12 protein-coding genes are annotated in these 20883 nt (G+C 73.7%); 2 read left to right on the top strand and 10 right to left on the bottom strand.

Annotated elements, in window-relative coordinates; genetic code table 11:
* Window positions 1-107: 107 nt before the first annotated feature.
* Window positions 108-2717, top strand: a complete 2610-nt coding sequence (locus ACH4PY_RS23770) for a glycosyltransferase family 1 protein (protein ID WP_398186285.1) — start codon at window positions 108-110, stop codon at window positions 2715-2717.
* 72 nt (window positions 2718-2789) lie between these two features.
* On the opposite strand, the gene ACH4PY_RS23765 is transcribed toward ACH4PY_RS23770, so the two are convergent.
* The 3 genes from ACH4PY_RS23765 to ACH4PY_RS23755 form a co-directional block, all read right to left on the bottom strand.
* A complete protein-coding gene (locus tag ACH4PY_RS23765; protein WP_031518373.1) occupies window positions 2790-2999 on the bottom strand; it encodes a cold-shock protein in 210 nt (69 codons plus the stop codon).
* A 167-nt stretch (window positions 3000-3166) separates the two neighbouring features.
* On the bottom strand, window positions 3167-5509 hold the full coding sequence (locus ACH4PY_RS23760; protein WP_398186507.1) for a M4 family metallopeptidase: 2343 nt from the start codon (window positions 5507-5509) through the stop codon (window positions 3167-3169).
* 377 nt (window positions 5510-5886) lie between these two features.
* Window positions 5887-6831, bottom strand: a complete 945-nt coding sequence (locus tag ACH4PY_RS23755) for an RNA polymerase sigma-70 factor (protein WP_398186505.1) — start codon at window positions 6829-6831, stop codon at window positions 5887-5889.
* A 270-nt stretch (window positions 6832-7101) separates the two neighbouring features.
* On the opposite strand from ACH4PY_RS23755, the gene ACH4PY_RS23750 reads away from it, so the two are divergent.
* Window positions 7102-8643, top strand: a complete 1542-nt coding sequence (locus ACH4PY_RS23750; protein ID WP_398186282.1) for an MFS transporter — start codon at window positions 7102-7104, stop codon at window positions 8641-8643.
* 16 nt (window positions 8644-8659) lie between these two features.
* Here ACH4PY_RS23750 and ACH4PY_RS23745 read toward each other — a convergent pair whose 3' ends face one another.
* The 7 genes from ACH4PY_RS23745 to ACH4PY_RS23715 form a co-directional block, all read right to left on the bottom strand.
* Window positions 8660-10531, bottom strand: a complete 1872-nt coding sequence (locus tag ACH4PY_RS23745) for an ABC transporter ATP-binding protein (RefSeq protein ID WP_398186279.1) — start codon at window positions 10529-10531, stop codon at window positions 8660-8662.
* On the bottom strand, window positions 10528-12378 hold the full coding sequence (locus tag ACH4PY_RS23740) for an ABC transporter ATP-binding protein (protein ID WP_398186276.1): 1851 nt from the start codon (window positions 12376-12378) through the stop codon (window positions 10528-10530). The genes ACH4PY_RS23745 and ACH4PY_RS23740 overlap by 4 nt, the downstream gene beginning before the upstream one ends.
* Window positions 12379-12462: 84 nt before the next feature.
* Complete coding sequence (locus tag ACH4PY_RS23735; RefSeq protein WP_398186273.1) at window positions 12463-13209, bottom strand: SDR family NAD(P)-dependent oxidoreductase; 747 nt, start codon at window positions 13207-13209, stop codon at window positions 12463-12465.
* Between the two features lie 95 nt (window positions 13210-13304).
* Window positions 13305-14603 carry an MFS transporter gene (locus tag ACH4PY_RS23730; RefSeq protein WP_398186502.1) on the bottom strand — a complete coding sequence of 433 codons (1299 nt, stop codon included), beginning with the start codon at window positions 14601-14603 and terminating at the stop codon, window positions 13305-13307.
* A 111-nt stretch (window positions 14604-14714) separates the two neighbouring features.
* On the bottom strand, window positions 14715-15344 hold the full coding sequence (locus tag ACH4PY_RS23725; protein WP_398186270.1) for a hypothetical protein: 630 nt from the start codon (window positions 15342-15344) through the stop codon (window positions 14715-14717).
* Window positions 15344-15676, bottom strand: a complete 333-nt coding sequence (locus ACH4PY_RS23720; protein ID WP_398186268.1) for a hypothetical protein — start codon at window positions 15674-15676, stop codon at window positions 15344-15346. The genes ACH4PY_RS23725 and ACH4PY_RS23720 overlap by 1 nt, the downstream gene beginning before the upstream one ends.
* On the bottom strand, window positions 15663-20858 hold the full coding sequence (locus ACH4PY_RS23715; RefSeq protein WP_398186265.1) for a caspase family protein: 5196 nt from the start codon (window positions 20856-20858) through the stop codon (window positions 15663-15665). Before ACH4PY_RS23715 ends, ACH4PY_RS23720 begins: the two co-directional genes overlap by 14 nt.
* Between the last annotated feature and the right edge of the window lie 25 nt (window positions 20859-20883).

Below are 20883 nucleotides of genomic sequence, written 5' to 3'. Positions count from 1 at the left end.
CCGCGCCCCCGTGGCGCTCACTCCGATGCGCCGCCGTTCGAGCGTTTGAACCACCGGAATGGGGACAGGACCCGCGGCCCCCGTGCCCACCGGGCTACGGTCGAAGGGTGAAGGCTATCCGTCGATTCACCGTGCGCACCGTCCTGCCGGAACCTCTGCGCCCGCTGGGGGATCTGGCCCAGAATCTCCGCTGGTCATGGCACCAGGAGACCCGGGAGCTGTTCCAGTCCGTCGATCCCGACGGCTGGCGCGCCGCCCAGGGCGACCCGGTCCGGCTGCTCGGCACCGTCGGCAAGGACCGGCTCGCGGCCCTCGCCGACGACCGGCGCTTCCTGCGCCGGCTGAACGCCGCCGCCGAAGACCTCGCCGACTACCTCAGCAGCCCCCGGTGGTACCAGGAGCAGACCGACCTGCCAGCGGCCATCGCCTACTTCTCGCCCGAGTTCGGCATCACCTCCGCCCTGCCGCAGTACTCCGGCGGCCTGGGCATCCTGGCCGGCGACCACCTCAAGGCCGCGAGCGACCTGGGCGTCCCGCTCATCGGCGTCGGCCTGCTCTACCGGCACGGCTACTTCCGCCAGACGCTCTCCCGCGAGGGCTGGCAGCAGGAGCACTACCCGGTCCTCGATCCCAACTCGCTGCCGGTCGCGCCGCTGCGCGAGGCCGACGGCACCCCCGCCCGGATAAGCCTGGTGCTGCCCGGCGGCCGCGCGCTGCACGCCCGGATCTGGAAGGCCCAGGTCGGCCGTGTGCCGCTGCTGCTGCTCGACTCCGACGTCGAGGGCAACGGCCCCACCGAGCGCGACGTCACCGACCGGCTCTACGGCGGCGGCAGCGAGCACCGGCTGCTCCAGGAGATGCTGCTCGGCATCGGCGGGGTGCGGGCGCTGCGCGCGTACTGCCGGATCACCGGCCACGCCGCCCCCGAGGTCTTCCACACCAACGAGGGCCACGCCGGATTCCTCGGCCTGGAACGCGTCCGCGAGCTGTCGCTGGACGGCCTGGACTTCGACGCCGCCCTGGAGGCGGTACGGGCCGGCACCGTCTTCACCACCCACACCCCCGTCCCCGCGGGCATCGACCGCTTCGACCGCGAGCTGGTCGCCCGCCACCTCGGCGACGGCGCCGAGCTGCCCGGCGTGGACACCGGCCGCATCCTCGAACTGGGCATGGAGACCCACCGCGGCGGCGACCCCAACCTCTTCAACATGGCCGTCATGGGCCTGCGGCTGGCCCAGCGCGCCAACGGCGTGTCCACCCTGCACGGCGCCGTCAGCCGGGAGATGTTCGCGGGGCTGTGGCCCGGCTTCGACCCCGAGGACGTGCCGATCACGTCCATCACCAACGGCGTGCACGCCCCCACCTGGGTCGCCCCCGAGGTGCTGCGGCTGGGCGCCCGGCAGCTCGGCGCGCAGCGCGCCGAGGACGCCCTCATGACCGGCGGCACCGACTGCTGGGAGGCCCTCGGCGCCATCCCCGACGCCGCCCTGTGGGAGCTGCGCCGCGAGCTGCGCGAGCAGCTCGTCGCCGACGTGCGGCGGCGGCTGCGCGCCTCGTGGCGGCAGCGCGGCGCGGGCGAGGCCGAGCTGGGCTGGACCGACCAGGTCCTCGACCCGGACGTGCTCACCATCGGCTTCGCGCGGCGCGTCCCGTCGTACAAGCGGCTCACGCTCATGCTGCGCGACCAGGACCGGCTCGCGGAGCTGCTGCTGCACCCCGAGCGGCCGATCCAGATCGTCGTCGCCGGCAAGGCGCACCCCGCCGACGACGGCGGCAAGCGGCTGGTGCAGGAGCTGGTCCGCTTCACCGACGACCCGCGGGTGCGGCACCGCATCGTCTTCCTGCCCGACTACGACATGCGCATGGCCCGGCTGCTCTACCCCGGCTGCGACGTGTGGCTCAACAACCCGCTGCGTCCGCTGGAGGCGTGCGGCACCTCCGGCATGAAGGCCGCCCTCAACGGCTGCCTCAACCTGTCGGTGCTCGACGGCTGGTGGGACGAGTGGTACGACGGCCAGAACGGCTGGGCGATCCCCACCGCCGACGGCGTCACCGACGAGGACCGGCGCGACCAGCTGGAGGCCGCCGCCCTCTACGACCTGCTGGAGCGGCAGGTCGCCCCGCGGTTCTACGACCAGGGCGGCCGCGGGCTGCCGCAGCGCTGGATCGAGATGGTCCGGCACACCCTCACCACGCTCGGCCCCAAGGTGCTCGCCGGGCGCATGGTCCGCGACTACGTCACCCGGCTCTACGCGCCCGCCGCGCGCTCGCACCGGGCCATACAGGGTCCCGCCGCGGCGGAGCTGGCCGAGTGGAAGCAGCGGCTGCGCCGCCAGTGGCCGCAGGTGTCGGTGGACCACGTGGAGACCGACTCCGTCGAGGGCACCCCCGAGCTGGGGTCCACCCTCACGCTGCGCACCCAGGTCACGCTGGGCGGGCTGGACCCGTCCGACGTGGACGTCCAGCTGCTGTCCGGCCGGGTGGACGCCGCCGACCGGATGGCCGAGCCCGCGGTCCAGTCCCTCAAGCCCGCCGGGCGGTCCGACATGGCGGGCCGGTACTCCTACGAGGGCCCGCTGACCCTCGACCGCACCGGTTCGTTCGGCTACACGGTGCGGGTCCTGCCCTCCCACCCGCTGCTGGCCACCCCGGCCGAACTCGGCCTGGTGGCCTTCCCCCCGGACTCGGCGGGCATGACCGCCGGGATCCTGCGCTGACCGCACCGGCCGGGGCCCCAGGGGCGCGGAAGTCCGCGCCCCTGGGGATGCCCCGCAGGGGCGGAGCCGGGCTTATGCCTGGAGGGTCTTGATGTTCTCGGCCTGCGGGCCCTTCTGGCCCTGCGTGACGTCGAAGGACACCTTCTGGCCCTCGATCAGCTCACGGAAGCCGGTCGACTGGATGTTCGAGTAGTGGGCGAAGACGTCGGAGCCGCCGCCGTCCTGCTCGATGAAGCCGAAGCCCTTTTCCGAGTTGAACCACTTCACGGTTCCGGTTGCCATATTGCATCTCCTACATGTGGGGCACTTTCAGCTCCGCACTGTACGGACCGGGGCGCCCGGAGCCGATCACCCCACACCGGAGAAAAGCGGCAAAAACTCGAACGCACCCGGGCCGGCCAGTGCTGACCGGCCCGGGTGCGTACCGCCGAACGGATGGTGCGACCGCGTCAGCTCACGTTGACGGCGGTGTCGTCGAGCAGGAAGGAGGTCGCCAGGCTGGAGTCCTCGGTGCCGGTGAACTTCAGGGCGACGGTGGAACCGATGTACGGCGTGAGGCTGACCGTCCGCTGGACGTAGCCGGTGCCCTGGTTGACGTTGCTGTAGCTGGCCACGGTGGTGCTGCCGGCGGCGACGGTGAACTTGTCGTACGCCGTGCCCGTGCCCTCGTCGGAGGAGACGTACAGGTAGAACGTCAGGCTGGCGCTGGTGCAGCTCGCCGGGATGGTCACCGACTGGGAGAGCGTGTCGGTGTGCGTGGTCCCGTAGCCGTCGAACCAGGCCTTGTACGAGCCGGAGTGCGCCGGGGCGCCGGTGCTGCTGTCCACGACGCCGGAGGACGAGGTCCAGCCGGTGCTGCCGCTCTCGAAGCCGGGGTTGGCCAGCAGCTGGCCCGCGGTGCAGCCGCCGCTGGTGCTGGTGACCGCCCAGCTGAAGGAGGCGGTGCCGGTGGCGTTCGCGGAGTCCTTGACCGTCACCGTCACGCTGGAGGTGCTCGCGCTGCTGCCGGTGGTGCCGGAGATCAGGCCGGTGGAGGCGTTGATGCTCAGGCCCGCGGGCAGGCCGGTGGCGCTGTAGGTCAGGGCGCCCGAGGTCGTCGAGCTGGCCTGGATCTGCAGGCTCACCGCGGTGCTCACCTTGGTGGACTGGTTACCGGGGTTGGTGACCGTCACACCGGTCGGGTTGGACACCCGGCTGCCGACGCCGATCGCCGCCCAGGTGTTGGCCACCGTGTTGTACGTGGCGCTGCCCTGGCCCCACAGGTCGGCCGCGGCCTGGAGCGACTGGGTGCGCGCCGCGGCGTAGTTGGTGGTGGAGGTGAAGCGCTCGGTCAGCGACTTGTACCAGAGCTTGAGCGCGTTGTCCCGGCCGATGCCCGGCACCGACAGGCCGTCGTAGGTCGGGCTGTTGTAGCTGACCCCGCCGATCACCTTGGCGCCGCTGCCCTCGGACAGCAGGTAGAAGAAGTGGTTGGCCGGGCCCGAGGAGTAGTGGACGTCCAGGCCGCCGAGGCTGGAGGACCAGTAGTCCTTCGAGCCGCCGTCCTTGCTGGGCTTGTCCATGTAGCGCAGCGGGCTGCCGTCACCGTTGATGTCGATCTTCTCGCCGATGAGGTAGTCGCCCGGGTCGCTGGAGTTGTTCGCGTAGAACTCCACGCCGGTGCCGAAGATGTCGGACGTCGCCTCGTTCAGGCCGCCGGACTCACCGGAGTAGTTCAGGCCCGCGCTGTTGGAGGTGACGCCGTGGCTCATCTCGTGGCCCGCGACGTCCAGCGCGGTCAGCGGGTGCGCGTTGCCGCTGCCGTCGCCGTACGTCATGCAGAAGCAGGAGTCGTCCCAGAAGGCGTTGACGTACGAGTTGCCGTAGTGCGTACGGGAGTAGGCGGCCTTGCCGTCGTCGGCGATGCCGTTGCGCCCGAAGGTGTTCTTGTAGAAGTCCCAGGTCTCCTGGGCGCCGTAGGCCGCGTCGACGCCCGCGGTCTGGGCGGTGCTGCCGTTGCCGTCGCCCCACGTGTCGTCGGCGTCGGTGAACAGCGTGCCGGTGCCGGACGTGGCGTGGCTGAGGTTGTACGTCTTGTGGCCGCCGCGGGTGTTGTCGGTCAGCTGGTAGGTGCTGCCGGACAGCGTCGTGGTGATGTTCACCTGGCCGCTGTACTCGCTGTTGCCGACGCCGGTCTCGATGCCCTGGTACTGGAAGAGCTGCTTGCCGGAGGTGGCGTCCGTGATCACGTGCAGCTCGCTGGGCGTCCCGTCGTCCTGGAAGCCGCCGAGCACGGTCTCCCACGCGAGCACCGGGGTGCCGGACGCGGCCCACACGACCTTGCGGGCCGAGTCGACCACGGCGGAGTCGTTGCGGAGGGCCTTCATGCGCGACAGGTTGTCGGCCTTCACCTCGGCGGCGCTGATCCCCGCGGTGGTGGAGGGCACCGCGACGCTCGCGCCGGTGGCCTTGTCGACGCCGGTGGTCGCGCCCAGCGCGCTGGTGTGCACCACCAGGTCGCCGCCGAGCACGGGCAGGCCCTGGTAGGTGCGCTCGTAGCGGGTGTGGGTGCTGCCGTCGGCGTCCTGGACCACGGACTTGACGACCAGTTTCTCCTGCGCGCCCAGGTGCAGGGACGACGCGGTCGCGGTCGCGCCGGCCTGGGCGTGGGAGACCAGGGCGGCCTGCTGGGCGGGGCTCAGCGCGGCGGGCAGCGCGCCCGCCCTGGGCTGGGCGTGGGTGCCGGCGGCCGGCGCGGACTGCGCGGCGGGGTCTGCCGCCGCCGTCCCGGCCGGGAGGGTCACGGCGAGCATGGCCGCACCGGCGACCAGCGCGCCGACGGCTGCTGCCGTCCGGCGCGTACGGGGGGATCGAGCCACTCGTCACTCCTTCTGCGGCGGCCGCGGGTGACGGCCGGTGACAGGCCGGGCGGGAGGGGTTGGTGATCCGCCCGGATAGAGCTGTGGAAGTGCTGCGGAACGGGGCACAGAGTGGCACTCTTTACCTGTTCATGTCAGTCCCATGGGGCCAACTTGGCTGAAAAACGTCCGGTGAACGGGGTCTCGCATCCGCATAACGGACGGGTGTTGCCACGGTGTTGCACGCCGGAGAACTCCACTGCCGCTCCGGCGTGCCGCGACACCGACCTATCGGGGCCTCCCGGGGCGAACCGGGCACACCCGCGGGGGGCCTACGAGGAGCGGCTCACGGCCGTCTGCCGCCCGACCCGGGAGAGCTTCTCCGGATTGCGCACGCTGTAGAGGCCGGAAATCAGGCCGCTGTCGATGCGCACCGCCATCACCGCGTCGAGCGCCCCGCCGAACCGCACCAGCAGCGCGGGGCCGCCGTTGACCTCGACCGGTTCAAAGCTGCGCGCGCCCCGCCGCCGGTACCAGCCGTTGGCCAGCAGCCGGGCCACCTTGGGGGCGCCCACCACCGGGCGGACCAGCGCGTGCACCACCCCGCCGCCGTCGCTCAGCGCCACCACCCCGGGCGCCAGCAGATCCAGCAGCCGTTGCAGGTCGCCGTTCTCCACCGCCTCCTGGAAGGCGTCCAGCACCGCCCGCGTCTCGGCTGCCGAGACACTGCCGCGCGGGCGGCGCGCGGCCACGTGCCCGCGGGCCCGGTGCGCGATCTGCCGTACGGTCGCCGGGGTCTTCTCGACGGCCTCGGCGATCTCGTCGTAGTCCAGGTCGAAGACCTCGCGCAGCACGAAGACCGCCCGCTCGGTCGGGTTCAGCGTCTCCAGCACCAGCAGCATCGCCATCGACACGTTCTCGGCCAGCTCGACGTCCTGCGCCGCGTCCGGCGCGGTGAGCAGCGGCTCGGGCAGCCACGGGCCGACGTAGGACTCCTTGCGGCGGCCCAGCGCGCGCAGCCGGTCCAGCGCCTGCCGGGTGGTGATCCGCACCAGGTACGCGCGCACCTCCCGCACGGTCGACGGATCGACGCCGACCCAGCGCAGCCACGTCTCCTGCAGCACGTCCTCGGCGTCGGCGGCCGAACCGAGCATCTCGTAGGCGACCGTGAAGAGCAGATTGCGGTGGGCCACGAACGCCTCGGTCGCCGCGTCGACGTCCCGGTGGACGACCTCCCCGGCGCCGTCCGCACGGCTCTTCCCGGCCGCCTCCGCCACCCCGTCGCTCGCCTCGCCCACCGCCGGCTCCTCCCCGTGTGCCGCGCGGCTGTCACCGCGCCCGATCTCGCGCCCGTCCTCGCGCACAAGACGACCGCCGCGGCCGGTTTGTGACAGCCGCGGGCGGTGTCGCTCGTCACAGGCGCAGCCTGTCACAGCGCTGCGACCAGCGGCGTCCTGTGAGCGTCGAGGCGCCGGACGGACAGGTCCGGGCGGCGCCCCGGCCCGTCGGAGTGTCCGACGAGTGCCCGATGTGCAAAGGAGACGGTCGTGGCAGTGCACGACGCAACCCCCGGGGCCGGGCCGGTCCCGAAAACGGCCGGGAACGCGGACGCCGACCCGCGCCGCTGGCTGGTTCTCGGCGTCATCGCCGTCGCGCAGTTCATGGTCGTCCTCGACCTGACGGTGATGAACCTCGCGCTGCCCTCCGCGCAGCGCGCCCTCGGCTTCGGCACCGCCGACCGGCAGTGGGTCGTGACGGCCTACGCGCTGTCGTTCGGCAGCCTGCTGCTGTTCTGCGGACGGCTCGCCGACCTCCTCGGCCGCAAGACCACCTTCCTGACCGGCCTGATCGGCTTCGCCGCCGCCTCCGCGGTCGGCGGCGCCGCGGTCGGCTTCCCGATGCTGGTGGCCGCGCGCGCCTGCCAGGGGGTCTTCGGCGCGCTGCTCGCGCCCTCCGCGCTGTCGCTGCTGACCACCACCTTCAAGGACCCGCGCGAACGGGCCAGGGCCTTCGGTGTCTTCGGCGCGGTCGCGGCGGCCGGCAGCGGCCTGGGCCTGCTGCTGGGCGGCGCGCTCACCACGTACCTGTCCTGGCGCTGGTGCATGTACGTCAACGTGATCTTCGCCGTCGCCGCCGCCTTCGGCGCCGTCACGCTCGTGGGCAGGCAGCCGCGCACGCCCGGCGGACGGCTCGACGTGCCCGGTGTGGCCACCGTCTCCGCCGGGATGTTCTGCCTGGTCTACGGCTTCGCGCACGCCGGGTCGCACAGCTGGGGCAGCGTCACGACGGTGTCCTTCCTGGCGTCCGGGGCCGCGCTGCTGGCCGTCTTCGGCTTCCTCCAGGCGCGCACCGCCCACCCCCTGCTGCCGCCGCGCGTCGTCCTCGACCGCAACCGCGGCGGCGCCTACCTCACCGTCCTGGTCCTGGGCGCCGCGACCTTCGGCGTGTTCCTCTTCCTCATTTACTACATGCAGGTGATGCTGGGCTGGAAGGCGATCCGCTCCGGCGTCGCCATGCTGCCGATGGTGCTGGTCAGCGGCGTCTTCGCGGTCCTCGGCAACACCCGGCTGCTGCCGCGCTTCGGCCCGCGCCCGATGGTCTTCACCGGCATGCTGCTCGACGCGGCCGCGATGGCCTGGCTGACCCGGATCGGCGAGCACTCCGGCTACTGGTCCGCGCTGTTCGGCCCGCTGCTGGTCATCGGTGCGGGCAGCGGCCTGATCTTCGGCATGGTCGCCGCCACCGGCACCTTCGGCGTCGGCCCGCAGGACTCCGGGGTGGCGTCGGCGAGCATCAACACCGGCCAGCAGCTCGGTGGTTCGATCGGCACCGCGCTGCTCAACACCGTCGCGGCCGGGGCGGGCACGCGCTACGTCGCCGCCCACGCGCACGGGAAACCCAGCGCGCACGTGCTCCAGCTCGCGGCGATCCACGGCTACACCACCGTCTTCTGGTGGTGCGCCGCGATGTTCGCCGTCGGCGCCCTGGTCGGCGCGGTGGTGCTGCGCGGCGGCCCGCTGTCCCGCCCCGCGGACGGGGCCGGCCCGCACACCCCGGCGCCGGGCGCGGCGGCCCCGGCCACCGGGTGACGCACGGGCCCCGGGCTCAGGCCAGGCCGTCGCGCCAGGCGGCGTCCAGGTGGGCGTAGTGCCCGTCGGCGGCGATCAGTTGCGCCGGCGGGCCGTCCTCGACGATCCGCCCGTCGCTCATCACGAGCACCCGGTCGGCGATCTCGACCGTCGACAGCCGGTGCGCGACGACCACCGCCGTACGGCCGGCCAGCACCGTGCGCATCGCGTGCTGGACGGCCCGCTCGCCGGGGATGTCCAGCGACGAGGTCGCCTCGTCCAGGATCAGCACCCCGGGGTCGGCCAGCAGGGCCCGCGCGAAGGCCACGAGCTGGCGCTGGCCCGCGGAGATCCGGCCGCCGCGCTTGCGGACGTCGGTGTCGTAGCCGTCCGGGAGGGCCGCGATGAAGTCGTGCGCCCCGATCGCGCGGGCCGCCGCCTCGACCTCCTCGCGGGTCGCGTCGGGCCGCCCGATGGAGATGTTCTCGGCGACGGTGCCGGAGAACAGGAACGCCTCCTGCGTCACCATCACCACCGCGCGCCGCAGGTCGCCGAGCGAGAGATCGGTGAGGCCCGTGCCGTCGACGAGCACCCGCCCGCCCGTCGGGTCGTAGAACCGGGCCAGCAGCTTGGCCAGCGTCGACTTGCCCGCGCCCGTCGCGCCGACGACCGCGACCAGCTGGCCGGCCGGCAGCCGCAGGCTGAACTCCGGCAGCACCTCGCCGCCCGTGCGGTAACCGAACCGCACCCGGTCGAAGACCACCTCGCGCCCCGGGCGGCCGTCCGCGGCCGGCGGCAGCGCCGCGGGCCGCTCCGGCTCGGGCACGGTCGGCGCCTGTGCCAGCAGCCCGGCGATCTTCTCCAGCGACGCGGCCGCCGACTGGTAGGAGTTGAGGAACATCCCCAGCCGGTCGATCGGGTCGTACAGCCGCCGCAGGTAGAGCGCGAAGGCCGCGAGCACGCCGAGCGCCATCCCGCCGCCCGCGACCCGGTAGGCGCCCCACACCACGATGCCCGCGATGGTGACGTTGGCGATCAGCCGGGAGCCGACGACGTAGCGGGCCATTTCCAGGATCGCGTCGCCGTTGGCGCGGTAGTGCCGGTGGTTCAGCTCGTCGAACGCCGTGTCGTTGGGCACCTCGCGGCGGAAGGACTTCACCGGGCGGATGCCGTTCATCGTCTCGGTGAACTTCACGATGACCGCCGCGACGGCCGTCGAGCGCCTGCGGTACGCGACCATCGACCGGCGCTGGAAGATCCGCACCGCGACGTACAGCGGCAGGTACGACACGAGGGTGACCAGGCCGAGCCGCCAGTCCAGCACGAGCAGCAGCACCGAGATGTACACGCAGCTCAGCACCACCCCGATGAGCTCCTCCAGACCGTCGGTCAGCAGCTCGCGGATCGACTCGACGTCGGAGGTGGCGCGCGAGATGAGACGGCCCGAGGTGTAGCGCTCGTGGAAGTCCAGGCTCAGCGTCTGGGCGTGCCGGAACATCCGGGCCCGCAGCTCGATCAGCACGTCCTGGCTGATCAGCGCGGCGATCCGGATGAACGCCCGCTGCAGCAGCCCGGCCGCGAGGCCGCAGCCCAGATAGGCCGCGGTGACCGCGATCAGCGCCCCGTGCCGCCCCTCGCGCACCTGCGGGATCGCGTGGTCGATCGCGTACGCGACCAGCAGCGGCCCGGCCTGCACCGCCGCCTGCTGCACCAGCAGCAGCACGGTGGTCACCCACAGCCGCCGGTGGTGCGGGCGCAGCAGCGAACGCAGCAGCACCGACTGGGCGTCGGGCGGGGCGGGCAGCACGTCCCGGTCGAAGGCGTCCGGCTCCGGCGGGGCGGTGCCGGTGCCGGTGGCGGCTCCGGTCCGCTCCGGGTCGCCGAGCTGCTGCTCGGTGGCGGACGTCATCGGGCGTCGCTCCTCTCCAGGGCGGCGGCCCCGGGCACGGTGTCCTGCGGCGGTGTCCCGGAGCCGAGGCCGGACATCAGATGGCGGTACTCCGCGCTGGTGCGCAGCAGTTCGGTGTGGGTGCCGACCGCGGTGATCCGGCCGCCGGACAGCAGCGCGACCTGGTCGGCGAGCTGGACGGTCGACGGGCGGTGCGCGACGACCAGCGCGGTCGTCTCCCGCAGCACCTCGCGCAGCGCGGCCTCGACCAGTGCCTCGGTGTGCACGTCGAGCGCCGAGAGCGGGTCGTCCAGGATCAGGAACCGCGGCCGCCCCACGACCGCGCGGGCCAGCGCCAGCCGCTGCCGCTGCCCGCCCGACAGGCTCAGCCCCTGCTCGCCGACCTGCGTGTCCAGCCCCTGCGGCAGGGCGTGCACGAAGCCGCACTGCGCGACCTCCAGCGCGCGCAGCACCGCCTCCTCGTCGGCGCCCGCGGGGCCCGCGCCCATGGCCACGTTCTCCCGCACGGTCGCGGAGAAGAGGGTGGGCTCCTCGAAGGCGACCGCGACCAGTTCGCGCAGCCGGGCGGCGGACAGCAGCGTGGTGTCCGTGCCGTCCAGCGTGATCCGCCCGGCGGTCGGCTCGTGCAGCCGCGGTACGAGCGCGGTCAGCGTCGTCTTGCCGCTGCCGGTCGCGCCGACCAGGGCCGTCGTCCGTCCGGCCGGGACGTGCAGCTCGACGCCCGTGAGCAGCGGTTCGCTGCCGGCGGGCGCGTCCGGGTAGCGGAAGACGACGCCCTCCAGCCGCAGTCCGTCGCCCTGGTGGGCGGTGGCCGCGGCGGGGCCGTCGTCGTCGGTGGCCTCCGCGCCGGGGGTGTCCATGGGCTCGAAGTAGCGGTCGGCGGCGGTCGCGGCCTCGTTGCTCATCGCCAGCAGGAAGCCGATCGAGTCCACCGGCCAGCGCAGCGCGAGCGCCGTGGACAGGAAGGCGACGAGGGTGCCCGCCGACAGCTTGCCGTCGGAGACCTGGAGCACCCCGATCAGCAGGGCCACCCCGATGGACAGCTCCGGCAGCGTCATGATGAGCGCCCACAGGTCCGACAGCAGGTCGGCCTTGCGCAGTTCGGTGCGGCGCAACTCGCGGGCCCGGGAGTGGAAGGCCTGCGCCTGGGTGCGGTGCCGGCCGAAGGCCTTGATGATGCGGATGCCGAGCACCGACTCCTCGACGAGCGTCGCCAGGTCGCCCGCCTGGTCCTGGGCGCGCCGGGCGGCGAGCGCGTACCGCCGCTCGAAGCGGGTGGACAGCACCATGAGCGGCACCGCCGGGCCCAGCACCACCAGCGTCAGCAGCGGGGACTGGGTGAGCAGCACCACCACGCCGACCAGCAGCGTGGTGGCGTTGACGAACAGGAAGACCAGCGGGAAGGCCAGGAACATCCGCAGGATCTGCAGATCGGTCGTCGCACGGGAGAGCAGCTGCCCGGACGCCCAGTGGTCGTGGAAGGCGACCGGCAGCCGTTGCAGCCGCCGGTAGAGATCCGCCCGCATCGCGGCCTCGACGCCCGCGAGCGGCCGCGCCACCAGCCACCGCCGCACCCCGAACAGCCCCGCCTCCGCGACGCCGAGGGCCAGCAGCAGCCCGCCGCCCAGCCACACCCCGGACGGGTCGCGGTCCTTGACCGGCCCGTCCACCAGCCACTTGAGCACCAGCGGGATCAGCAGCGACATGCACGAGGCGACGACGCCGACCACCGCCGACACCGACAGCCGCACCCGTACCGGCCGCACGTACGGCCACAGCCGCAGCAGCGAGCGGATGGAGGACCGCGGGCGGACGGCGGGCGCGGAGTCAGGGGCGGTGGCAGACATCACGCCTGACACTACGGTCCCCCCTGCCCCGCATCACATGGTTTTCGTCCGGAGCAGGGGGTGTCCGTGAGGGAGCGCCCGGGCTCAGACGGTGAAGCCGCCGTCCGCGTGCACGATCGCGCCGGTGACGTACGAGGCCGCGTCCGACGCCAGATGGGCCACGACCGCCGCGATCTCCGCCGGTTCGGCGTAGCGGCCGAGCGCGGTCAGGCCGCGCACGGTGTCGGCGAACGGGCCGTCCGCCGGGTTGGCGTCGGTGTCGGTGGGACCGGGGTGCAGCAGGTTGACGGTGATGCCGAGCGGGCCCAGGTCACGGGCCAGGCCCTTGGTCATACCGGCCAGCGCGCTCTTGGTCAGGGCGTAGAGCGTCAGGCCGGGGAAGGGGGTGCGCTCGGCGACGTTGCTGCCGAGTGCGACGATACGGCTGCCGGGGCGCATGTGCCGGACCGCCGCGCGGGCGGCCAGGTAGGGCCCGCGCACGTTGATCGCGACCGTGCGGTCGAAGTCCGCGGCGCCCAGGTCGGTCACCGCGCCGGTGACGTACACCCCGGCGCTGCACACCAGGACGTCCAGCCGTCCCCACTGCTCCGCGACCCGGTCCACCGCGGCCTCCGCCTCGGCGCCGTCCCCGCTGTCCGCGCGCAGCGCCAGGGCCCGCCGCCCGAGGGCGCGTACCTCGGCCGCGACGGCCTCCGCGCTGTCCTTGTCCTTCTCGTAGGTGATCGCGACGTCCGCGCCGCCCTGCGCCAGCCGCCGTGCGACCGCCGCGCCGATACCGCGTGAGCCACCGGTGACCAGGGCGGTCCGGCCGCTGAATTCGTTCGTGTTCATGCTGATCATGCTGGTCGGCACGGGCGTCGGAAGCTGGCGGGAATCGGCCCTGGCGCTGCCGCCCGTTCCCGCGGCCGGTCAGTGGGCGAGGCCGGTCAGTGGGCGCGGCGCAGGCCCCGTACCGCCGGGATGGACAGCAGGGTGACGGCGACGCAGACGGCCACCACACCGCCCGCCTGGAGGACGTGCCGGGCGCCGAGGACGGACGCGGCCGGGCCCGCGAGCGCCTGGCCGACCGGGAGCATCGCCACCGAACCGGCGACCTCGTAGGCGTGGATGCGGTTGAGGATCTCGTTCGGCACCTGCGTCTGCACGCTCGTCGCCCAGTTGACCGCCCAGAAGGCGCCGCCGATCCCGGCGACGAAGACGCCCCCGCACAGCATCGGCATCGGCAGGTCCAGGCCCACCGAGGTGGGCATCAGGGCGAAGGCGAAGATCCCGAAGGTGCCCGCACGCAGCGGCCGGTCGGCCCGCAGCCGCATCGCCACGAGCGCCCCGCACGCGGTGCCCGCGCCCAGCGCGGAGTTCATCAGGCCGTACGCGCCCGCGCCGTGCTCCGGGATGATCTGGCCCGCGGCCAGCGGGATGAACGGGCCCATCACGCACATCGTGTAGACCGTCCAGACCAGGATCACCGCCCACATCCACGTCCGCGCCCGGAACTCCCGCCAGCCCTCGGCGAGATCGGCCCGGAAGGCGCCCGGCGCCGCCTTCCCGGCGCCGTCGCGGGCCCGCGCCCCCACCGGCGGCAGCCGCAGCGCCAGCAGGCACAGCGCGCTGGTCAGGTACGTCGTCGCGTGCACCGCGAAGACCGCGCCCGCCGAGGTGAAGCCGACCAGCACACCGGCGAGCGCGGGCCCGGCCAGGCTCGCCCCCGACTCCGCGGCCCGGGTCACCGCGTTCGCGCCCTGCACATCCCGCGCGACCCGCACCACCGTGCTGGCCACCCCGGGCTGGAACACCGCCGCGCACGTGCCGTTGACCACGCCGATCAGCAGCACCTCCCACAGCCGCACACTGTGCGTCAGGAAGAGCACGGCCGCGGTGGACTGGGTGCACACCCGCGCCAGGTCCGCGCCGATCATCATGCGGCGCGCGTCGAAGCGGTCGGCGATGACGCCGCCGAAGATCACGAAGCCCGCGAAGCAGGCGGTGGTCGCGGCCATCACCAGGCCGATGTCGCCCGCCGAGTAGCCGTACGACAGCAGCCCCGCGGACAGCGCGACCGGAAGCATCGTGTCGCCGAGCATGGCGACGGAACGAGCGGTGAAGTAGAGCCGGAAGTTGACCGACCAGAGCGAGCTGCCGAGGCTCTCAGGACCCGGCGGCGCCAGGCGCCCGCCTGGTCCGGCGGCAGCGGGGGAGCGCGGTGCGGAGGACGTCACTGGGCTCATAGTGGACTGGACCATTGCGGGAGTCCAGCCGATTTCCGCCCTCCGGACGGGGCGCGGTCCGGGACGACGGGTGAGCGGCACGACCGGCGCGCGGCGGCTTGCCGCCGGGGCTCAGCAGGTGTCCGCCGGGGACGCGCTCAGGGCCTGCGTGCCCCATGCCAGCCTGCGCAGCGTGTCCTTGCCGCCCGGCTCGCGCGCCGCGACCCGTACCGTCACACCGGTCCGGTCCGCAGCGACCAGTTCGCCGCACACCGCGCCGTCCCGCGTGTGGACGCTGACCAGGCCGGACGCCGCGTCCGCCGCCGGCGCGGTCCACGTCAGCATCACCGCGGCCGCCGTCGCCAGGACCCCCACGACCGCGAGCCCCCGGGCCAGGGCGACCAGCCGCCCGATCCGCCGCACCTCCGCCGACTCCCAGCGCAGCAGCGCCGAACCGTCCGCGTGGACCAGTGCCTGCCCGGGCCTGCCGTGCGCGGCCGACGCCACCGCGAACGCGGACGCCAGCAGCGCGAGCAGACCGCACGCCGTACAGGCCACGACCGCGTACCGGAAGTCCGGCGGCAGCTCGGCGACGTTCTCCCGGCCCTTGAGCACCAGCACCGCCGCGAGCAGCGCGGTGGCGGTGGCGAGGAAGTTGCGCCACCCCTCGGCCTGCGCGCGGGCGACCTCCAGCTGCGACTGCAGCATGTCCTGCACCCGGGCCTGCGCCCGCAGCCGCGCGGCCCGGTTCGTCGTCGGCATCAGGGCGTCCCCGGGGACGGGGACGGGGACGGCACGCGGACCGTCCACCAGGCCCCGCAGCCGGGGAACTCGTCGGTGTTCCGCGGATGCGTACGCGGGCAGCCGCAGTCCATCGTCCGCTCCGCGGGCGCCTGCTGCTGCGCCCGCGGCCAGGGCAGCCCCTTCGCCACCGTGCCGGGCACGACGGTGGGCAGCGGGAAAGCCGTCGCACTGTGGCAGACCGGGCAGGTGCCGGTGGCCACCAGGATCCCGGCGGCGTCGGTGTGCCAGGCGAGATCGCCGGGCGGCGCCACCTCCTGCTCGCGGAAGTCGGTGTCCTCATGGTCCGGCATGCGCGCTCACCTCCGGGGCGGGTGCGGATTCGGCGTCCCCGGCGGACTCCGCCGGGAGGGTCAGCCCGAAGAGCGGTGCGAAGTACGCGAGCCGCTCCCGTACCTCGACGGTCGTCAACTCCGTCTCCTCGGCGGCGAGTTCGATGTGCCCCACGGTGACCTCGCCGCCGAGCGCGGGCTCCGTGCCGGTGAGCTTGCGGGAGAGCAGGACGACGTCCCGCCAGTCCGGCGCGTGCGCGTCGTCGGCCGGTTCGGGGCAGGCGCTCATGTCCAGCCCGTAGGGGCCGTAGGGCGTCAGGGCGCGGTAGGTGGAGGCCAGACCGCGGTCGAGGCGGACGGCGGTGACGACGAGGGCGAGCGGGGTCAGGAGGCTTTCGTCCAGCGGGGCGTAGTCGAACAGTTCCTCGACGGCCGGGTCCGGGGTCCAGGCCGAGGGGTCATGACGCGGGACCGCAGGGGCACCGAACGGCTCGTACGCGCGCAGCTCCTCGGCGGCCGCGGGGAGTTCGAGATTGCGGGCGTCCGCGTGACGGAGTACGTCCCGCAGGCTGATCCCGTGCTTCCAGTCGGCTGTGTTCTCGTCGCACAGCGCCTGGTGCACGGCGAGGTCCGGGCGCAGCGCACGGCACTCCGCGGGCACCTCGAGGATCCCGATCCCGAAGGACGCGGCCTCGTCCCGTACTTCGTCGGCGGCTGCCCCCAGGTCGGTGTGGCTGTGCGCGGCCAGGGTGATGAGATAGGCCCCGCCCAGCGTGTTCGAGCAGGGGTCGAAGTCGAGGGAGAAGTTCGACGAGTTCCCCCGCCGGTCGGACAGGTGCCAGTAGTTCAGCAGCAGTTTCGCGGGGCGCTGGTCCGGCGGCAGCGCGAGCCAGCGGCGGACAGCCGCAGTGGCGTTCGGGTCGACGATGCCGGCTGCTGCGAGGGCCGCGGTCCGGCGCACTTCGTCCGCCGGTGATTCGTACGGTGCGTCGTACGGGCTCGCCGACGACAGCGCCCGCAGCACCGCCAGCACGCTGTAGGCACGGGGGAGGGGATCCCCTTGGAGGAGGAGCGCCTGCCACCACTGCCCCGGTGTGACCGCGAGCACGGACTCCACTCGCCTGTCGTCGACATCGACGTGCAGGCCGGTCCGCGACGCGGCCTCGCGGACCCTGGCGAGCGTCTCGGCGACCGGTACGTCGCTGTTCACCGTTGCGATCAGCAGTAGCCGGTGGAGCGTGACGGGGACGACGGGGAGAGTCCTGGGTATCGGCGTCGGCATGCGCGCCGAGTAGAGAGTGCGCGCGTCCTCGGACTGCAGCAGTGCCTGCTCATGGCCCTCGCCGGTCACCTGGTAGCCGAAGGGCCGGTAGCGGCGCGCTGTCTCGATGACCTGCGCGACCGGGTAGCCCAGCCTGTTCGCGAAGAACGCGGCGACCGCCGGGGTCACCACGAGGGGAAGCGCGGGGGCGTCGCGCACTCCGCCCAGGATCCGCGTCTCGGCCGGTGTCGGGACATGGTGGGTGAGATCGCCGATGTCCGGGGGCTCCGGGATGCGGGGGTCCAGGATCCTGAGCAGACGGGTCAGGTCCGCCACGTGGCCGAGAGTGCGCCGGGTGCGGCCTGCGAACAGTACGGGAGCAGCCGGCTCCGGGGCTGAGTCGAGCGAGGCGACGGCCTCGTGGAGACTCTTCGTCTCACTCGTGCACGGCACGTCACGCAGTGCGCTCAGGTCCTCGGGCGCCGGAACGACGACGCCTGTGACCGCGTAACGGCGCAGCGCGCGCAGCAGGGTCCGCAGATCGGCTCCGGTGTCGAGGGCGGCCTGCAGCGCAGCCGCGCCCGCGTCCCAGTCGTGGTGGCCGCCCGGCTCGCGGAACAGCACCGCGTCGAGGGCGCGAGGACGGGGGAACCCGCTGGGGACCCAGTCCCCGGAGGTGCCGTTCGGGTCCCAGGGGGCATCGTCCGTCACGATTCCCGACCGCCAGCGGTGGAAGAAGCCGGCAGTCGTGGACGACCTGGAGATCCAACGCCCGGACGAGTCGGTGTCGAGCGGGATGCAGCCGACGTCCCCGAGGCGCCACAGCCGGACGGCGGTTCCCTCAGGATTCCGGTTCGGGTCTGAGATGCTCACCGTCGTGTCCGCCGCGAGCAGGCGGTCGACCACACGGACACCGAGTGCGGGGTTGTCGTCGACCAACTCCCACAGCCAGCCCAGGGGCAGCGCGTCGGTCCGGGTCAGGTCGTCGGCGGCCGAGACGAGTTCCCGCATGACCATGTCCTCGTCGAAGGCGTTGAGCTGGTTGCGGCTGGCGCTGAGGACGGGGCGGTGCCGGTGGCGCAGGTTGACGATGTAGCCGAACGGTGTCCGGGCGCCGGACACGGCGATGCCGTCGACGAGAAGCAGACCGCGGTCCTGCGTCCACCAGATGTCCCGGTCCGGATCCTGCCGCGTCACCAAGGGCGGCATCGCGCCCAGGAGTTCCCCTGCGGGCAGGGGCACCGACACCGGCGAGCCGGGCGTCGTCTCCTCCGTGACGAGGAGGGCCACGGGGCTGTACCAGACGTGCTCGCGCAGGAATCCGCCGACCGAGGGCGGGTCGTCCGCGAACTCCGGCCGCAGGTAGAGCCGTACGGTGGTGCCCGCGTCGATGTCGTCGCACGGCGTGATGTGCATCAGGCCCGAGTCGGCCACCACGTCCACGCGGTGGCCGGAGGGGCCCGCGCCGAAGCCGCTTCTGGCCGCCGGGCGGGTCGTCACCCGGATCTCCTCCGCGAGCATGAAGTAGCTGAACACCCCGATGCCGAAGCGGCTGTTCAGCTCGGGCACGATGCCGACCCGGCGCCAGCGCCGCAACTCCCGTACCCGTGCGGGGGACTGCTCGTTGCGGCGGCCGGCGCGGGCGAACAGGTCGCGCAGTTCCTCGGCCGTCATGCCGATGCCCTCGTCCTGGCACTCGACGTAGAGGCGGCCGTCGGCCGGGTCCCGGGCGAGGGCGAACGTGACGGTGTACGAGGCGAGTTCGGCGGGGCGGCGGGTGCCGTCGCCGGTGCGGGCGGCGTACTGCTGGCGGGCCTGGCGGCGGCGGCAGGCGTCCAGCGCGTTCTGGTACAGCTCGCGGATGGCCAGCAGGCGGTCGCCGTAGAGCTGGGTGCCCATGATGAGGGGCTTGACGCCGTCCTCGGCGAGCTGGAAGCGGGGCGGCGGGGCCTCGTAGGAGCCGGGGTTCACCGGTTCGAGCGCGTCGGTGTTGATGTGGCGGGGGAGCGCGGAGAGCAGGATCTCGCTCGGCTGGGCCTTGGCGATGTTGCGGGCGGCCGAACTCGCGCTGTCCGCCTGGCGTTCCAGCGCGACGTGCAGGGCGGCGCTGTGGCACGCGGCGGACAGTGTCCAGTCGGCGGAGTGCCCGGCGTCGACGGGGTGGACGTCGCACGCGACGACCTGGGCGACGACGTCGGCCGCCGTCACGCGGTGGTGCGGTACGCCGAGGTGGTCGACCACGATGCCGTCGAGCAACCGCGGGTCCACGGCCAGGAGTTCGGCCACGTAGAGCAGTTCGGCGAGCCGCGCGGGGCGCCAGAAGGCGGGCTGCGCGTAGATGCCGAGCTGGGCGGCGAGCCCGGTCTGCCACAGCTCGTCGTTCGGCGCGTCGGGGCCGGGGCGGGTGCGCATCTGGGCGACGACCTGGAAGAGCGCGGCCCGCAGCCGGTCGCGGCTGTGGGCCGGGGGGTTCGCGCCGAGTCCCGCGGCCTTCGCGGCGGTGTCGGTGAGCAGCTCCATGACGGCCGTCAGGCTGTCCAGCTCCCCGAGGACGGGCCCGCCGGTGCCGGGCGCCCGCAGGTGTTCGGCGAGCTGGTCCCAGAGCTGGTCCCATCCGGCGAGCAGCCGGTGCCGCAGCCAGCTCTCGGCGGCGACGGCGGCGTCCCGGGCCTCGGCAGCGGCGGCCACGTTCCCCGCGGTGTCCGCCGCGTCCCCCGCCGCCAGCAGACGCAGCCGCTTCGCCTCGATCTGGCCGAAGGCCCGCCGTACGTCGGCCATGTCGTCGGCGAGGTGCCGCCGTGCCACGTCGGGGGAGCCGGAGTCGGAGCCGGAGCGGGTGCCGGAATCCGGGCCGGAGTCCTCGTCCTGCCCGCCCCGCGGGCCCTGCGGCGGGTGCAGCCGGGCCAGGGCGCGGCGGCCGCACGCCACCGCGGCCTCGCGGACGAAGGGGGTGGCCAGCAGTGTCACCGCCTCCAGCGCGCTGAGGCGGCCGCCCTCCGCGGCGGGCGGGACGAGGCGGTCGAGCTGGCACAGGACGCGGGCGGGGTGGTGCGGGTCGTCCCAGGGGTCGGGGCCCGCCTTGGCGGGGTGGGCGGCGTCGCGGCGGATCGCGGCGACCTTCTCGACGATGCGGCCGAGGCCGTCGGCGAGCGGGCCGGTGCCGACGGTGCCGGGGGCTACGCGGTCCCACAGCGCGGAGCCGCGCACGGCCTCGGCCCACAGGCCGCGTCCCGGGCCCGAGGCGCAGATGACGCGGTCGGCGTGCACGGCGGCCGGGGCGCCGGTCCTGCCGTGCAGCCACCACGCGTCGAGACGGGCCGACTGGCCGTTGTCCGCGGCGATCTCGCGGGTCCGCCGCCGGACGGCGGCGATGACCTCGCCGACCGTGCGGGGCGGGGTGCCCGGACCGAGCGCTTCGGCGAGGGCGCGGCCCATGAAGCTGCCCGAGGCGTTGCCCATGGCCTGGCGTCCGGGCGGGCAGCCGTAGAGCAGGACGACGTTCTCCCGCAGGCCCGTGAAGTCCGGTCTGGTGACCTGGCCGGGGTCGGGCGTGAGCGCGTCGCGGCACGCGTCGAGGCACACCAGCACGGTCGCCTGCGAGGTGAGGCCGCCGAGCAGTTCGTCGGGCCGCACCGCGACGAGTTCTGCGGGGCCCGCGGCGGGGTCGTAGCCGTGGGGGACGAGGTGGTCGACGTCGTCGACGCGTACGCCGTGGCCGGAGAAGTAGACGAGGGCGGCGTCCTCGTCCCGCAGGCCGGCCAGGAAGGTGCGCAGGGCCGCGTACAGGCGGGTGCGGCTGGTCCGTTCGGGGGTGTCCAGCACGGTCAGGTCGTCGTCGGCGCAACCGGAGGCGAGGAGCGCGTCCTTGACGCGTGCGGCGTCCCCGGCGGTGAAGCCCAGGTCGCTCGGTACGGCGATCAGCAGTGCACGTAACGCGCCCACGGCGTAGCGGCCCTCCCGTCTCGGA

This window comes from Streptomyces sp. NPDC021224 (assembly GCF_044332905.1).
In the GTDB taxonomy this organism is placed as follows: Bacteria; Actinomycetota; Actinomycetes; order Streptomycetales; family Streptomycetaceae; genus Actinacidiphila.
The sequence above is the reverse complement of the archived record's forward strand: the minus strand, read 5'-3'. Positions and strand labels throughout refer to the sequence as shown.